Annotated in this window: 15 protein-coding genes; 9 read left to right on the top strand and 6 right to left on the bottom strand. The window is 71.8% G+C overall.

The window, feature by feature from the left end; translation table 11 throughout:
* Nucleotides 1–196: 196 nt before the first annotated feature.
* A complete protein-coding gene (locus tag WBN91_RS12290; RefSeq protein ID WP_337729378.1) occupies nucleotides 197–514 on the bottom strand; it encodes a winged helix-turn-helix transcriptional regulator in 318 nt (105 codons plus the stop codon).
* Nucleotides 515–687: 173 nt separating this feature from the next.
* Here WBN91_RS12290 and WBN91_RS12285 point away from each other — a divergent pair, with 173 nt between their 5' ends.
* Together WBN91_RS12285 and WBN91_RS12280 are read left to right on the top strand one after the other, a co-directional pair.
* Nucleotides 688–1551 (top strand): NAD(P)H-binding protein, encoded by an 864-nt coding sequence (locus WBN91_RS12285; protein WP_337729377.1) that lies wholly within the window; start codon nucleotides 688–690, stop codon nucleotides 1549–1551.
* A gap of 43 nt (nucleotides 1552–1594) precedes the next feature.
* Nucleotides 1595–2443 carry an NmrA/HSCARG family protein gene (locus WBN91_RS12280; RefSeq protein ID WP_337723974.1) on the top strand — a complete coding sequence of 283 codons (849 nt, stop codon included), beginning with the start codon at nucleotides 1595–1597 and terminating at the stop codon, nucleotides 2441–2443.
* Here the strand turns inward: WBN91_RS12280 and WBN91_RS12275 are convergent.
* The gene (locus tag WBN91_RS12275) at nucleotides 2416–2808 is read right to left on the bottom strand and encodes a RidA family protein (RefSeq protein ID WP_337723975.1); all 393 of its coding nucleotides are present in this window, start codon (nucleotides 2806–2808) and stop codon (nucleotides 2416–2418) included. The two genes, WBN91_RS12280 and WBN91_RS12275, sit on opposite strands and share 28 nt — an antisense overlap.
* A 72-nt stretch (nucleotides 2809–2880) precedes the next feature.
* Here WBN91_RS12275 and WBN91_RS12270 point away from each other — a divergent pair, with 72 nt between their 5' ends.
* Nucleotides 2881–3777: a LysR family transcriptional regulator gene (locus WBN91_RS12270; RefSeq protein WP_337723976.1), complete on the top strand. Its 897-nt coding sequence runs from the start codon at nucleotides 2881–2883 to the stop codon at nucleotides 3775–3777.
* A 7-nt stretch (nucleotides 3778–3784) separates the two neighbouring features.
* Nucleotides 3785–4585, top strand: a complete 801-nt coding sequence (locus tag WBN91_RS12265) for a class I SAM-dependent methyltransferase (RefSeq protein WP_337723977.1) — start codon at nucleotides 3785–3787, stop codon at nucleotides 4583–4585.
* Here WBN91_RS12265 and WBN91_RS12260 read toward each other — a convergent pair.
* A complete protein-coding gene (locus WBN91_RS12260; RefSeq protein ID WP_337723978.1) occupies nucleotides 4575–6296 on the bottom strand; it encodes a DUF5107 domain-containing protein in 1722 nt (573 codons plus the stop codon). The two genes, WBN91_RS12265 and WBN91_RS12260, sit on opposite strands and share 11 nt — an antisense overlap.
* A 161-nt stretch (nucleotides 6297–6457) precedes the next feature.
* Nucleotides 6458–7348, bottom strand: a complete 891-nt coding sequence (locus WBN91_RS12255; RefSeq protein ID WP_337723979.1) for a helix-turn-helix domain-containing protein — start codon at nucleotides 7346–7348, stop codon at nucleotides 6458–6460.
* Nucleotides 7349–7524: 176 nt separating this feature from the next.
* Here WBN91_RS12255 and WBN91_RS12250 point away from each other — a divergent pair, with 176 nt between their 5' ends.
* On the top strand, nucleotides 7525–9300 hold the full coding sequence (locus WBN91_RS12250; protein WP_337723980.1) for an FAD/NAD(P)-binding protein: 1776 nt from the start codon (nucleotides 7525–7527) through the stop codon (nucleotides 9298–9300).
* Nucleotides 9301–9367: 67 nt separating this feature from the next.
* Nucleotides 9368–10558 carry a putative PEP-binding protein gene (locus tag WBN91_RS12245; RefSeq protein ID WP_337723981.1) on the top strand — a complete coding sequence of 397 codons (1191 nt, stop codon included), beginning with the start codon at nucleotides 9368–9370 and terminating at the stop codon, nucleotides 10556–10558.
* A 6-nt stretch (nucleotides 10559–10564) separates the two neighbouring features.
* On the opposite strand, the gene WBN91_RS12240 is transcribed toward WBN91_RS12245, so the two are convergent.
* Nucleotides 10565–10987, bottom strand: a complete 423-nt coding sequence (locus tag WBN91_RS12240; protein ID WP_337723982.1) for a pyridoxamine 5'-phosphate oxidase family protein — start codon at nucleotides 10985–10987, stop codon at nucleotides 10565–10567.
* Between the two features lie 111 nt (nucleotides 10988–11098).
* Nucleotides 11099–12022 (bottom strand): LysR family transcriptional regulator, encoded by a 924-nt coding sequence (locus WBN91_RS12235; protein ID WP_337723983.1) that lies wholly within the window; start codon nucleotides 12020–12022, stop codon nucleotides 11099–11101.
* Nucleotides 12023–12106: 84 nt separating this feature from the next.
* Here WBN91_RS12235 and WBN91_RS12230 point away from each other — a divergent pair, with 84 nt between their 5' ends.
* From WBN91_RS12230 to WBN91_RS12220, 3 genes are read left to right on the top strand one after another with little or no spacing between them, the layout of a single operon-like run.
* Entirely contained in the window at nucleotides 12107–13114 is a 1008-nt protein-coding gene (locus WBN91_RS12230; RefSeq protein WP_337723984.1) for an NADP-dependent oxidoreductase, read from the top strand.
* 37 nt (nucleotides 13115–13151) lie between these two features.
* Complete coding sequence (locus WBN91_RS12225; protein WP_337723985.1) at nucleotides 13152–14096, top strand: aldo/keto reductase; 945 nt, start codon at nucleotides 13152–13154, stop codon at nucleotides 14094–14096.
* A gap of 43 nt (nucleotides 14097–14139) precedes the next feature.
* A complete protein-coding gene (locus WBN91_RS12220) occupies nucleotides 14140–14985 on the top strand; it encodes a TIGR02452 family protein (protein WP_337723986.1) in 846 nt (281 codons plus the stop codon).
* Nucleotides 14986–15020 lie beyond the last annotated feature (35 nt).

The following is a 15020-nucleotide window of genomic DNA, read 5'->3' as shown; positions in this document are numbered from 1 at the left end:
GTGGTAGCCCTTCGGGCAGGCCATACGGGGATGACACAAGCAAGAAGCCCAGGTAGAGGTGTGCCGTGCGGCAGCTTTGTGAAAAGCAGGCGTGCGGTGGGGCGGGTGTGAGAGGTATTGGGAGTGCGGGCGTGGCGTGGCGTGGGGTGGGGGGTGGCGTGGGGGTGGGGATGGAGGGTGGTGTGGGCGTGCGGGGCTAGGAGGCTTGTTGTTGTTGTTGTTCGTCGTGGCGGCGGCGGGCGGCTAGGACTTCGGGGGTGTGGTTGCCTACCCAGGTCAGTAGGCCGTGGATTTGGGAGGCCAGGTCGTTGCCCAATTGGGTTAGGGAGTAGGTGACCTGTGGGGGTCTGGTGGGTTCTACCGTGCGGGTTACCAGGCCGTCGCGCACTAGTTCTCGCAGGTTCTGGGCCAGCACCTTTTCGCTGATGCCTGGGAGGGCGTCCCGTAGGCGGTGGAAGCGTAGGGGTTCTGGCCATAGTTCCAGGACGATCGGGCCTGCCCATCTGCCTGCCACGTGCCGGTAGAGCACTCTGCCTGGGCAGTCGTTGTGGGACTTGTCACTGGTGGGTGCCTGTGCACCGTTGTCGACCTCGCTGCCTACCCGCACGTCTTGAGCTTACGTCGAAGTCAGTTCTTACCTCGCGTCCGCCACCGGCCTAGCGTCGCCGGCATCGGACTAGGAGGAAAGTGTTGAGGCACAACAAGGTTCTCGTGACTGGAGCTACCGGCAACGTGGGTTCGGCGGTCTTGGCGCGGTTGTTGGGGGCTGGGGTGGGGGTTCGGGCGGTGTCGCGGCGGCCTGAGCGGGTGCCTGTGGGGGTGGAGGTGGTTCGGGGGGATCAGTTTGATCCTGACGTGGTTCGGGAGGCTGCGGACGGGACTGATGCCGCGTTCCTGGTGTGGCCGGCGTTCTCAGCTGATGGGGCGCGGGAGGTGGTGGCGGCGTTGGCGGCGGGTACGTCTCGGGTTGTGTTTCTGTCCAGTGGGGCTGTGGATGACTCTCGGGACGTGCAGGAGAGCGTGATCGGGCAGTTTCACGCTGATGTTGAGGGTGCGTTGGTCGAGTCTGGGGTCGAGTGGACGTTTCTTCGGCCGCATGGGTTTGCCACGAACACCCTTGCTTGGCTGCCGGACATCCTTGCCGGGGATGAGGTGCGCGGAGGGTTTGGGGACGTTGCGCTGACGCTGGTGCATGAGGACGACATTGCGGCTGTGGCGGTTAAGGCGCTGGTGGAGGATGGGCATCTCGGGGCCAAGTACGTGCTTACCGGGCCGGAGCTGCTGACGCGGGCTGAGCAGGTGCGGTTGATCGGCGAAGCGTTGGGTCGGCCGCTGCGGTGGGTGGAGTTGAGTCCCGAAGCGGAGTTGGAGGCTGCGCGGCGGTGGTTGCCGGAGGCGTTGGCCGAGGCCTTTGTGGGCGGTCTGGCTGCGCGGGTGGGGGATCCGGTGCCGCCTACGAGGACGGTGGAGGACGTCACTGGGTCCCCTGCGCGTACGTTCCGCCAGTGGCTGGCGGACCATGTGGATGATTTCGTGCGCCGTTCGGCGTAACCCCCGGTCCGGACGCGCGATACACCACTGAGGAGGTCCGCCGATGGATCTGGTGGTGGTGACCGGAGCTACGGGCAGGCAGGGTGGTGCGGTCGCCCGGCACCTGCTGGCTTCAGGCCGCAGGGTCCGGGCGCTGACCCGGGATCCCGGCTCGCCTGCCGCGCGGGAGCTTGCCCGGCTTGGGGCGGAGGTCGTCCGGGGCGATATGGGCGATCTGGACTCGCTGCGGCCGGTGATGCATCGCGCGGACGGTGTCTACAGCGTTCAGAACCACATGATCAGCGGGCTGGACGCCGAGATCCACCAAGGGCGCACGGTGGGCGATGCGGCGCTGGAGGCGGGTGTCCGGCACTTTGTGTACGGGTCGGCGGGTACTGGGCGGCCGGGCACGGGTGTGGGGTCGTGGGAGTCCAAACTGGTCGTCCAAAAGCATCTGGAGGCGCTTGGGCTTCCATTGACCGTGTTGCGGCCGATGGCGTTCATGGAGCTGATGACCGACAAGGGCTTCTACCCGCCGGTGACCGCCTGGCACCTGATGCCCAAGCTGATGGGTGACGACCGGGCGTTGCCGTGGCTGTGCGTGGACGACCTCGGGGCGGTGGCGGCGCGGGTGTTCGCCGAGCCAGAACGGTTCGTGGGGGTGGAGTTGGCGTTGGCCTCCGATGTGGTGTCCCTCCGCGAGTGCCGGGCGTTGTGGGTGGAGGTGTTCGGTCGCAAGCCGAAGCGGTTCCCGATGCCGGTGTGGATGTTCGAGAAGTTCGTCGGCAAGGACCTGACGGCGATGTGGCGGTGGTTGCGCGTCAACCCCACCGACGTGGATCCGGCCGGCACGTGGGAGGTGCTGCCCCGGGCGCACACCGTGCGTCAGTGGCTGGCGGAGCGGCGCGCGTAGGCCTCGATCTCGATCTTCATCCTGGGGTCGGACAGGCCGCACACGAGCATGGTCGCCGCCGGGCGGACCTCGCCGAAGGTCTTGCGCAGCACCGGCCAGCACGGTTCGAAGTCCGCGCGGTCGGGGAGCATGTACCGGACGCGCACGACGTCGGCGAACGTGCACCCCGCCTCGGCCAGGGCCTGCCCGATGTTGCGCAGGCACTGCTCGGCCTGGTCCACCACGTCGTCGGAGATGGTCATGGTGGTGTAGTCGAAGCCGGTCGTCCCGGACACGTGCACCCAGTCGCCGTCCACCACGGCGCGGGCGTAGCCGATCTGCTCCTCGAAGGTCGAGCCGCTGAGGATCGCGCGTCGTTCCGTCATGCCGCACAAGCTAGGTGACCTGCGTGTATACGTCCAATACACGCCAGGCCATCACGTGATATCCCTGAGCGTATGGACCGCCCGGAACTCGCCCTCCCCCAGCTGCACGCGTTCGTCGTGCTCGCCGAGGAACTGCACTTCGGTCGCGCCGCCGCGCGCCTGGGCATCGCGCAGCCGCCGCTGAGCCAGCAGATCCGCCGGCTGGAGGACAGGGTCGGGCACGCCCTGTTCACCCGCACCCCGGGTCGCACCGCGCTCACCCCGGCGGGCCGGGAACTGCTGCCCGCCGCCCGCCGCGCCCTGGACGACCTGGCCGACGGGTTGGCCGCCGCGCGGGCCGTGGGCGGCGGGCTGGCCGGGCGACTGCGCCTCGGGTTCGCCGCGTCGCTGGCCCTGACCGTCCTGCCGGGACTGCTGCGCGCCCACCGCGACCGGTTCCCGGACGTGCGGCTGGACCTGCGCGAGCTGACCAGCGCGCCGCAGGTCGCCGCCCTGCACGACCGGGGCATCGACGTCGGCCTGCTGCGCGAGGACCCCGACGACCCGGACCTGGGCACCACGAACGTGGGCAGCGAGCGGTTCGTCGCCGTCCTGCCCGCCGGGCACGCCCTGGCCGCCCACCGGAGGGTCGCCGTCGCGGACCTGGCCGACGAGGACTTCGTGCTGCTGCCCCGCGCGGCCGGTCCCCGGTTCCACGACCGGATCACCGGGGTGTGCGCGGCGGCCGGCTTCACCCCGCGGGTCGTCCAGCGCGCGGTGGAGTGGCCGACGGTGTGCGCCCTGGTCGGCGCCGGACTGGGGGTCTCGCTGGCCCCCGAGGGCGTCCGGCGGCTGCGCCTGGCGGGCGTCGCGTTCCGGCCCATCACGCCCGACACCGCGCGCACGAAGGTGGTGGCGGCGTGGCGGCGGGACGATCCGAGCCCCCTCCTCGCCGGTTTCCTGGCGCTGGTCGAGGCCGGCGGATCATGATGGGGTCATGACCGACTCGCCGACGACCGCGGCTTTCAACGAGGGCGGCCACCTGTTCGCCGCGTGGACACCGCTGCTCTGGGACCCGATCGGCGCGGCCACCGTCGCGCTCGCGCCCCCGCTCCCCGGTGAACGCGTGCTGGACGTGTGCTGCGGCACGGGTTCCTCGGCGATCCCCGCCGCCCGCGCGGTGGGTCCGCGGGGGACGGTCGACGCCATCGACCTGTCCACCGCGCTGCTGGACCACGGCGCGCGGCGGGCGGGGGACCTGCCGTGGCTGAAGTTCCACGAGGCCGACGCGACGAAGTGGACCGCCGACCCGTACGACCGCATGCAGTGCGTGTTCGGCGTGTTCTTCCTGCCCGACATGGACGCCGACACCCGGCGGCTGGTCGGCCTGGTGCGTCCGGGCGGGACGGTCCTCGTCACGACGTGGCGGGAGGGCGGGGTGCAGGACGTCGTCGGCCCGTTCTACCAGGCGATCACCGACGTCACCGGCGTCACGCTGCCGCCCAGGTCGTCCCACAACGCCGCCGCGCGCGTGGACAGCGAGGACAAGCTGGTCGCATGGCTGACCGGGCTGGGCCTCACCGACGTCCAGGCGCACGCGGTCGACCACGACGCTCCGATCACCCCGGCCACGGCCTGGGAGTTCCTCCTGGGCTCCGCCGCCCGGATGGCGTTGGCCGACAAGGACCACGAAACCGTGCTCGCCATCCACGCCCGCTACCTGGAGTTGATGGCGTCCACGACCGTGTTCCGCGCTCGAGCCGTAGTGGGCGTCGGCACCCGGCCGGTCAACCCGTGACGGGTTTCATGCGGAAGTCGTAGCGGGCGGGGAGGGGTTCGTCGGGGCACGCCTGGTGCCACAGGGCGTCCAGGCTCACCTCGCCCTCGCGCAGGTCGTCCACCTCGAACCCCGAGCGCAGCATCTCCGCCGCCCGCTGCGGCGCACCGGCCGCCAGCGACGCCCGCACCTCGGCCAGCCTGAGCCGGCCGTGCGAGCGCACCGACTCCGGCAGCGCGTCCACGAACGCCAGCGCCTCGACCGCCCGGTCCGCCGCGAGCAACGCGCCCACCGCCTCCACCGCCAACTGCCACCGGTAGGGGTCGAGGCCGTGCGCGGCGACCAGCAGGTCTGCCGAGCCGTCCACCAGACCCAGAGCCCGCAATGCCCATGACGTGTCCTGGTGGGCCAGGGAGTCCAGGTAATGGGCACGGGCGGTCTCGACATCGCCCTCGGCATGCGCCATCACACCCAGGTGGTAGGCGGTGGCCCAGTTCTGCGGCGAGGACTCCAGGAGCTTGCGCCACTGCTCCCCCGCCACGTACGACACGGGGTCGCCGACCGGCAGGAACCCAGCGTCCAGCAGCGCCACCCAGGGCGCCTGCTCCGGACCGGTCGTGGTGAACGGGGTCGCGGGGGTCGAGATGCCCGGGGTCAGGCGGTCTTCCAGGGTGCCCCACCCGCTGCCGACGCACAGGGTCTCCCCCACCGGCAGGTCGGCGGTCCGCTCGAACGCCGCCAGGGCCGGCGCGAGGTCACCCGGCGACACCGGGCCATAGGACTCGACCCACGTCCACTCCGAGCCACCGGGCAGCGGCAGGTGCTCGTACTGGGTGGTCGCCAGGCCGGCCTGGATCTCGCAGTACGCGCCGCCGCCCAGCCACTCCTGCCAGCGCCGACCGCCCACGGTCTCGCCCCAGCAGAACAGCTTCCGCCCGCGCAGCCGACCCGTGGACGCCTGCACCAGGCCGCCGACCGCCTCCACCCACGGCTGCGCGACCTCGTCGGGCACCTCATAGAAGTAGTCCACGGCCTTGGCCTGCCGCGCCGGCACCAGGTCCCGCGCAGGCACGCGTTCGACCCGGCCCGTGTAGGCGGCCAGGAACGCCGTGTCCGCGGGCGAGCGCACCACCGTCTCCGGTGTCTGCGGCACGGCGGCGTTGGACCACCAGTACATCGGCACCGTCTCGGCCCTCGGGTTGCGGATGCGCACCCCGACCAGCAGGACCGGCGAGTCCGGCGGCAGCCAGGCGTCCACCTGGAACACCACGCCCCGCATCCGCTCGTACTCCCACATCCGCAGCACCGGGGTACCGTCCGGCCGGGTCACGACCGCCGCGTGCAGCGGGTCGCAGGTGAACGGGCAGTGGCCGCGTGTGCCGATGTTCCACTCCACCCCGCCGGCGAACCACGCCCCGCGCAACGCCAGGTTCGCCGGTTGCAGCACCTCGGGCTGGAACAGCAGTTCCCGATCAGTCACCCGGTCCACCAACGACCACAGCCGACCACCAAGCCCAGGCAGGAAGGTAGCCCGCAGCAAGGAGTTCTCCAGCACAACAGTGTCCACAGTAGACACCACAGGAGCGCGCCGGTAACCGTCCTGGACCAGGTACGGGAACACCGTCCGCACCCCGCCGTAGGCCGCGCCCTCGGCGATGTGCGGCGGCACCTCGGAGAAGTCCAAGGCGTACGGCGGGTCGAGCAGCCCGGCCAGCGGCGGGAGCGGGTTCACCGGACCCACCTCCGACATCGGCAACGACAGGCGGTCGCGTCGCAGAGTCACTTACCAGCCCCCGTCCGGCGTTCGAGTCGTGCGGGGATTCTGCGGAGCCCGACCGCCCGCGCGCACCGGTCGCGCGCAAAAGTCCAACCGCCCGGACGACAATTCCAGGGTCAGTCCGCGAAGGGCTCTTCCGGGTGGTCGCCGGAGACCAGGGGCGGGTTGTCGTGGTCGGGCACGGTGTCGCTCCACCCGCCGGGCACGGCCCGGAACCGCTGCTCGCGGAACCGCAGCGGCGCGACGCCCACCCGCTGGGTGAACAGCCGGCTGAAGTAGGCGGCGTCGTCGTAGCCGACCGCCGAGGCGATGCCGTGCACGGGCAGCGCGGTGGTGGCCAGCAGCTCCTTGGCCCGGTTGAGCCGGACCGCCAGCAGGTACTCCTTCAGCCCCGACCCGGTGCTGCGCCGCACGGCCGCGCGCAACTCGCCCACGGTCATGCCGTGCCGGGCCGCGACCTGGGCGACGCCGATGGGCAGCAGGGCGTCCTCGGCGAGCTTGTCCAGCAGGGAGTCACCCGACGGGGTCCGGTCGCTGCGCACCCGGCGCAGCTCCACCAGCAGGTCGTGCACCGCCGCCGCGGCCTCGACCTGCGCCAGCGGGCTGCCGCCGCGCGCGGCCCGGACCACCCGGCCGACGATCACACGGACCTGGTCGACGTCGTTGAGCGGCACGACCGGGTCGTCCGGGGTCACGTACCCCAGCTCGACGTAGGCGTCCACCGCCGGTCCCTCGAAGTCGACGAACAACTCCTCCCAGCCACCGTCCTCGTCGGGTCCGTAGTGGTGCTCGCGGCCGGGCGTCAGCCACAGCAGCACCGGCCCGGTCACGTCGTGGCGGACCCCGTCGGGATCGGCGAACCAGCCCCGTCCCGCCACGACGACGACAGCGACGTGGTGGTCCAGCACGCGCGGCCCGACCACCGGCAGCACACCGCGCTGCATCCCGACCCCCAGGCACACCAAGCCGAGCCGGCGGTGCAGCGGGGACGGCGTGAAGTAGCGCATCCAGGAGCGGTACGACAACGCGATCCTCCCGCGGGTGCCCGGACCGGCCGCCGGGGCGGCCCGATTATCCGGGGTCGGATTGCAAGCCACCACCGCTGTTCCACCTCGGGTGGTACTAGTAGCGCACTCGCATCGGTAACATCGTCACGAATCTGCGCGGAACGGAGGTTTTCGTGGTGGAGTCCGCCGCTCGCAGGGTGGTCGTCGTCGGAGCGGGGCTGGGCGGGACCGCCACCGCCATCCGCCTGTTGCAGTTCGCGCGGGAACCGGTCGAAGTGGTCCTGGTCGAACGGCGGCCCGAGTACCGGAACGCGGGCGTCGCGTACCACCGGGCGGGCAACCACTGGCACCACGTGTTCAACATCCAGGCGGGACGGATGGCCGTGTTCCGCGAGGACGTGGACGACTTCGTGCGGTGGGCCAACCACGAGGCCGACCGCACCGGGTGGCCGGAACCCTGGCGCGACCGGGAGTTCACCGAATCCGGCCCCGCCCCGCGCCGGATCTACCCGGACTACCTGGCCGACCGCCTCGCCGCGGCCGTGCGCGAGGCGACCCCCGGCGCGACCCTGGCGCAAGTGGACGGTGAGGTGGTCGACATCGAGCTCGTGGGCGACCGATTACGGATCACCGTGCAGGACGGCGACCAGCGCACCCCGGTGACCGCCGATCACGTCGTCGTCGCCACCGGCCTGGAGAAGCGGCGGCCGGTGTTCGCGGAGTCCGTCGTGGACCACCCCGCGTTCGTGCGCGATCCCTACTCGCACCACGGGATCGACCGCATCCTGGCCCTCCCGCCGGAGGCCGAGGTCGCCGTCGTCGGCACGTTGCTCAGCGCGTACGACTCCGCCGCGCTCCTGCTGCGCCGGGGCCACACCGGACCCATCCACATGATCTCCCGGTCCGGCCTGACCCTGCGCACCTACCCGTCCGACCACCGCCACCGCGTCCTGACCCTCCCGCCGCCCGAACTGCGCGCCGACGTCTACGAGGGCCGCGACGCGCTCGTCCAGCGCGTCAAAGCCGAGTGGGACCGGGCCTGCGCGGCCGTCGCCCGCGACCACCCGGACGTGTCCCCGGTCGTGGTGACCGAGCGGGTCTCCAAGTCGTGGGAGCCCCACCTGCCGGAGATCCTGCGCCGCGTCCCGTCCGCCGACCTGCGCGCGCTGCTGGACAGCTACGGCAGCCTGCTGGCCACCCTGCGGGTCAACGCCGTCGCCTACACCACCGAGATCGTCGACGCGGCGATGCGCGACACCGGCCAGATCACCGTCACCACCGGCAAGGTCGAGCGCGTCGAGGACGCCGGCGGCGGACGGCTCGCGGTCTGCACCTCGACCCGGACCATCGAGGCCGACCTGGTGATCTCCAACTTCGGCCGCGAGTCGGACTACGCCCGCGTCGACTCGGCCCTGTGGTCGGCGTTGCTGCGCAAGGGCATGGCCGTGCCGCACCAGCGCACCGGGCGCGGGGTCGAGGTGGACGAGCACGGCACCCTGCTCGGCGCGGACGGCCGACCCGCCGGTCCCCTGTCGGTCATCGGCAGCCCGCGCGAGGGTGACGAGATCGTGCGCAACGGCCGCACGGGCGCGTTCACCTTCAACCTGGCCGCGATCAAGAACCACTCGGTCGGCGTCGCCGCCGCGATCCTGCGCAGGCTGGAGTCGTGCTACGACCACCGCGCCGACGCGGAGGTCGCGGATCCCGAGGCCGTGAAAACTGAAGTACGCCGAATGGCCGCCCGCACCCGCGCGGAACGCGAAGCCCTCTCCCGACAACTCGACGCCCGCGTCACCCACCCCGCCCACCGGCACGCCGTGAACGCCGCCGCGACCGACCGGCTCAACGACCTGTCCGTCACGCCCCGTGAACTGCGCACGAATCTCGGCCTCGCCGACACCCCATCGGGCACGGTTGAAGATGCGACCCCCTCCGACCGGCTGCCAGCCTGATCACGGCTCGCACGCCACGGATCGGATGGGGGAACGACAGGTGGGTCCACGCGAGGTTCCAGGGGTTTTGCTGGTCGGCACACCGGCCACGGCGGTGCACGGCACGTGCAACCGCAGCGGGCGCGCCGGTGACGGCGCGGTGCTGGTGGTCGAGACGCTCGGCCCGGACCTGTACGACGCGATCGTCACCTCGACCGCCGTGATCTGCGCCAGGGGCGGGCGCACCGGTCACATGCAGTCGCTGTGCCGGTCGCGCGGCATCCCCGTGCTGCGGGTGGCGCCGGAGGACCTGCCGGGCATCGAAGGCGAGGTCACGGTCCGCATCGACCGGCAATCGGTGGTGCTCGGCGCCGCCGACACCCTGGTCGCATTGCCCGAACCGCCCACCGTCACTCCCGACGACCTCGAGTCGGTGTGCGTGGTGATCGCGGGCGTCACGGACATCCAGTCCACCAACGCCGTCACGCCCCGCGTGGAGCAAGTGGACACGTACTTCATCCGCGAGGAATTCGTCTGCCTCTCCGCGGGGCTGAGCCCACTGGACGCCCTGCGCTCCGGCGAGGTGGAGGCCGAACGCTACGGCGCGGCCATCGCGGCCGAGCTGTGCACGATGGTCAAGGAACTCCTGCCGGGCCAACGCCTGGTCATGCGCCTCCTGGACCTCCGCTCCGACGACGCCGCCCGCATCACGACCGGCGTCGCGGTGGACGACGAGCCCAACCCCGAACTGGGTATGCACGGCGCTCGCTGGCTGGTGGAGGAGCCCTTCTACCCGCACGCGTTCCGCGCCCTGCGCGCCCACGTGACCGAACGGCTGGGTCAGGACGCAGGGCTCCTGAGCTTCGCGGTGCCCTTCATCAACGACCCGGACGAATTCCTCCGCTTACGCCACCACCTGGGCCTCGCCGAGGACACCCTGCTCTCGGTCTTCGTGGAGACCCCTGCCGCCGTGCACCACACCGGTGAGTTCTGCGCGGCCGGCGCCAGCGAGATCTTCGTGGGCACCAAGGACCTGATCCAGTTCTACCTGGCCGCCGACCGAGGCAACCACCTGGTCGCCTCGGCCTACCAAACCCGCCACCCCGCCGTCCTGGCCGGCCTGCGCTATGCGGTCGAATCAGGCCTGGAAACCGCCACCCCGGTGCACGTCTTCGCCCTGGGCGCAGACCTGGGTCACTACAGGAAGCACCTCCCCACCGGCCGATTCATGATGTGCACCGCGGAGCTGCAACAACTAGCCCGAACCTCTCGCCGCTGACCCCGTTCAACCGTCCTGGCCGTAGTCGGTGGAGTACCAGCGTTCGGGCCGCATGCGCAGGGTGGCGATCGGCTGGCCCTCCATCATGGCCAGGAACTCGTCCGCACCCTCACCGAGGTACCTGCGGGCGAGGGCGTCCACCTCGTCCCACGGCGTGTCCTCCACGACCTCACTGAGCCGACCCGACACGCTCACGTACCGGTAGGGCGGCGTCTCGTCCTGCGCGACGAGGCTGAACCCGCCGGCCGCGGTGGCCAGCCGGTACTTCACGGCCTTCGGGTGGGTCTGGACCGCCACCTCGCCGCCGGGCTCGTAGTGGTACCAGACGGGCACGGCCAGCGGCGGCCCCTCGGTGCGGGCGATCGCCATGACCCCGACCCGCGCCTCCGCCAGGAACTTCTCCCGCTTGGTCTCGTCCATCGCCGACATGAGCGATCCTCTCTTGTGGTTGCGCCACAAGCCAAGCCGCTCGACCGCCGGTGATCCATGTGCGACAGTCGCCGCCCCATGCGCGTGCGTCTACACCCGGCGAGCCGACTGTCAGAGGACGCTCAGCGCGTGCCGGCCGACGCGGAGCAGGTGGTCGCGCACTACGGTGACGTGGGGGTTGGCCGACGAGCCGGGGCGCTGGACCAGGAACCCGGTGTTGATCGGCGGGTCCTCCGGCTCGTGCAGCACGACCAGCTCACCGGCCGCCAGCTCGCGCTCGCACAGGTAGCGGGGCAGGACGCTGAAGCCCGTGCCGCCGGCCACCGCCGCGAGCACCGCGCGCAGGTCGGGCACGGTGACCGCCGGCTGGGCCGTCAAGCGGCGGCCGAACACGTGCCGCCAGTAGCGGCGCACGATCGGCAGGTCCTCGGCGTAGGCGACCAGCGGCACGCCGTTGAGCGCGGCGGGGTCGTCGACCGGGCCGAGGCGGCGCGCCCACTCGGAGCCCGCGACCAGCACGAACTCCTCGTCGGCCAGGGGCGCGGAAGCGAGGTTGCGCCCGCGCGGGCGGTGCGTGGCCACGACCAGGTCGTAGCGGGCCGCGCCCAGGCCGTCCAGCAGTTGCTCGGTCTGGCCGGCGGTGATGCGCAGGCGCACGCCCTGGTCGACCAGCGGCGCCAGGTGGGGCACCACGCAGTGGGTGAGGAACTCCGCGGGTCCGGCGACGTGCACGGGGTCGGCCTGGTGGCCGTCGTCACCGGCCACGGCGTTGAGCGCGTCCAGCGGCGGGCCGACGCGGGCGGCGAGGTCGTCGGCGGGTGGCGCGGGGACCACGCCCCGGGCCTGCCGTTCGAACAGCTCCCGGCCCAGCTGGCGTTCCAGTGCCCGGATCTGGGTGGTGACGGTGGGCTGGGACAGGCCGAGCAGGCGCGCGGCGGCGGTGAACGAGCCGGACCGGTAGACGGCCAGGAACGTCCGCAGCAGGTTCAGGTCCAGCGGCGACGCCGCCCAGCCATTGGTTTCACTATCCCTCACATGAAGAAGACTATTGGATGTCTATGGGTTTGCGCGACTAGCGTCGCGGACGTCTCAGTTGCCCCGTTGAACCAGGAAGTCCCGATGCCCTTCACCAGCCGCGAGTGGCGTCTCGCCGCCCGTCCCGTCGGCGAGCCCCAGACCACCGACTTCTCCTTCGTCACCACGACCGTGCCCGACCCTGGCCCCGGCCAGGTCGTCGTCCGCAACGACCACGTGTCGGTGGACCCGTACATGCGCGGCCGGATGAACGAGGGCGAGTCCTACATCCCGCCGTTCGATCTGGACCAGCCGATGACCGGGTCGGCCGTGGGCACCGTCGTCGCGTCCGAGGTCGCGGACCTGCCGGTCGGGACCACCGTCACCCACTTCCTCGGCTGGCGGGAGTACGCGCTGCTCGGGGCGTCGGACGTGCAGGTGGTGGACACCACGATCGCTCCGGCCACGGCGTACCTCGGCGTGCTGGGCACCACGGGCCTGACGGCGTGGGCGACGCTGAAGGAGGTCGCGCCGGTCCGCGACGGTGACGTGGTCTTCGTCTCCGGCGCGGGTGGCGCCGTGGGTTCGGTGGCGGCTCGCCTGGCCCGCAAGCTGGGCGCGTCCAAGGTCATCGGCTCGGCGGGCGGTCCCGCGAAGGCCGCGCGGCTGACCTCGGACTTCGGCTACGACGTGGCCCTGGACTACCGCGCCGGCGACATCCACGGCCAGCTGGCCGCCGCCGCGCCCGAGGGCGTGGACGTGTACCTGGACAACGTCGGCGGCGACCACCTGGACGCGGCGCTGCGGGTGCTCAACCGGTTCGGCCGGGTCGGGCTGGTGGGCGCGATCTCGATGTACAACGCGACCTCCCTGCCCGCCGGTCCCCCGCACCTGCCGCTGGCCATCGGCAAGCGCGTGACCCTGCGCGGCATGAACGTCAGCGACCACTACCACCTGGCCCCGGAGTTCGTGCGGCAGGCGGCGGGGTGGCTGGCGGACGGGTCGCTGGTGACCGACGAGACGGTGGTCGACGGCATCGAGAACGCCGTCGAGGCGTTCCAGGCGATGATGCGCGGGGCGAACACCGGCAAGATGCTCGTGCGGGTGTCCTGACGAGCGGGTTCGTCGTGTCGGGCGCATGCTTCTGTTCGTGACCGGCTTGCGTGCTCTGGGTCGCAGCGATGTGCGCGTACCGCCAATGGGTGTCGGCGTGATGGTGTGGGGTGACCAGTCCGCCATGCCGCGCTGGGACCCGGCCCGCAACGCCTACGGACCGAACAGCAGCCTGGACGACCAGCGGGAGGCGCTGGCCGTGTGCCTGAAGGCCGGCGTCACCCTGCTCGACACCGCCGCCATGTACGGGGGCGGGGCGTCGGAGCGCCGGGTGGGCGAACTGGCCGGCGCGGACGTGCTGGTCGCCACGAAGTTCCCGGCGAGGTTCCTCTCGGGTGCGGGCAGCCTGCCGGCGACGTTGGACGGGTCGCTGGCACGGCTGCGCCGCACGTCGGTCGACCTGTACCAGGTGCACTACCCGGTGCCGTGGATGTCGATCGACAAGCTCATGGGCCTCATGGCGGAGGCGGTCGCGGCGGGCAAGGTGCGGGCGGTGGGCGTGAGCAACTTCTCCGCGTCCCAGATGCGCGCCGCCCACGCCGCTTTGGCGCGGCACGGCCTGCCGCTGGCGTCCAACCAGGTCCAGTACTCGTTGCTGCACCGCGCTCCGGAGACCAACGGGGTGCTGGCGGCGTGCCGGGAGCTGGGCGTGACCTTGATCGCCTACATGCCCCTGGCGTCCGGTGCCCTGACCGCGAAGTACTCGACCACGAACCGGCCGGCGGGGTGGCGGCGGTGGCGTGCGCCCTTCCGGAAGAAGGACATGCCGAGGGTGGAGCGGGTCAACGCGGTGCAGCGGGAGTTGGCGGAGCGGTATGGACGGACGCCCAGCCAGATCGCGTTGCGGTGGCTGCTGCACCAGCCCGACGTGGTGCCCATCCCCGGGGCGAAGAACGCGCGACAGGCCACCGAGAACGTCGGCGCGCTGGACTTCGAACTGACCCCGGCCGACGTCGAAGCCCTGTCGGCGGCCTCGCGCTGAAACCCTTTGCGCTCGACCAGGGTCGGTCGTGAGGATGACGCCCGTGAGCAGCAGGCTGAGGGCGATCGCCCGGGACTCCGTGACCATCGCCGAGCGAGGCCACTACTCGACCCCGCAGGGGCTGGTGGACGTGTCCGAGGCGGTCCGCCGCGCCGTGGCGGGCACGCGGCTCCACCTGCCCGACGACGAGGTGGTCCTGCCCGAGCCGATCGCCGAGCCGCCCCTGGTGGAGGTCACCGGTGAGACGACGCTCGCCGCGGCCCGGCGGCTGGGCGGCGACCTCGCCTGCCTGGTGTTCGCGTCCGCGCGCAACCCCGGTGGCGGGTTCCTCAACGGGGCGCAGGCCCAGGAGGAGAGCGTCGCGCGCGGGTCGGCGCTGTACCCGTGCCTGCTCGCGGCCGGCGACTTCTACGCCCACCACCGCGCGCACGACGACCTGTCCTACAGCGACCGTGTCATCCACTCCCCCGCTGTGCCGGTGTTCCGCGACGACAAGGGCACGCTGCTGCCCGAGGCGTACCCCGTCTCGTTCCTGACCGCCGCCGCGCCCAACCGGACGGCGATCCTGCGCAACCAGCCCGAGCGCGCCGCCGACATCCCGGCGATCCTGCGGCGGCGGGCCGCGCGAGTGCTCCGCGTGGCCGCTGCGCACGGGCACCGGCGGCTGCTGCTCGGTGCTTGGGGCTGCGGGGTGTTCGGCAACGAGCCCGCGACGGTGGCGGAGGCGTTCGCGGTCGCTCTGCGGGACAACCCGTTCTTCGAGCACGTGGTGTTCGCGGTGTTCGACCGGCAAGCGGGGCAGCCGGTGCTCGGCGCGTTCGAGGCGGTGTTCGGCGGCGAGCGCGCGGTTGAGCACGAAACGCCGGGTAGGAGGGCAGCCTCGAAGTAGTCGGCGCGGGCGGTGGGCAAGGACATTGGGGCGAA

This window comes from Saccharothrix sp. CCNWYY140 (assembly GCF_037401995.1).
In the GTDB taxonomy this organism is placed as follows: Bacteria; Actinomycetota; Actinomycetes; order Mycobacteriales; family Pseudonocardiaceae; genus Actinosynnema.
The sequence above is the reverse complement of the archived record's forward strand: the minus strand, read 5'-3'. Positions and strand labels throughout refer to the sequence as shown.

Excerpts from the sequence above, each read along its gene's own strand:
- WBN91_RS12280 (WP_337723974.1), top strand. The coding sequence starts at position 1,595 with ATGGATCTGGTGGTGGTGACCGGAGCTACGGGCAGGCAGGGTGGTGCG.
- WBN91_RS12275 (WP_337723975.1), bottom strand. The coding sequence starts at position 2,808 with ATGACGGAACGACGCGCGATCCTCAGCGGCTCGACCTTCGAGGAGCAG.
- WBN91_RS12270 (WP_337723976.1), top strand. The coding sequence starts at position 2,881 with ATGGACCGCCCGGAACTCGCCCTCCCCCAGCTGCACGCGTTCGTCGTG.
- WBN91_RS12265 (WP_337723977.1), top strand. The coding sequence starts at position 3,785 with ATGACCGACTCGCCGACGACCGCGGCTTTCAACGAGGGCGGCCACCTG.
- WBN91_RS12255 (WP_337723979.1), bottom strand. The coding sequence starts at position 7,348 with ATGCGCTACTTCACGCCGTCCCCGCTGCACCGCCGGCTCGGCTTGGTG.
- WBN91_RS12240 (WP_337723982.1), bottom strand. The coding sequence starts at position 10,987 with ATGTCGGCGATGGACGAGACCAAGCGGGAGAAGTTCCTGGCGGAGGCG.
- WBN91_RS12230 (WP_337723984.1), top strand. The coding sequence starts at position 12,107 with ATGCCCTTCACCAGCCGCGAGTGGCGTCTCGCCGCCCGTCCCGTCGGC.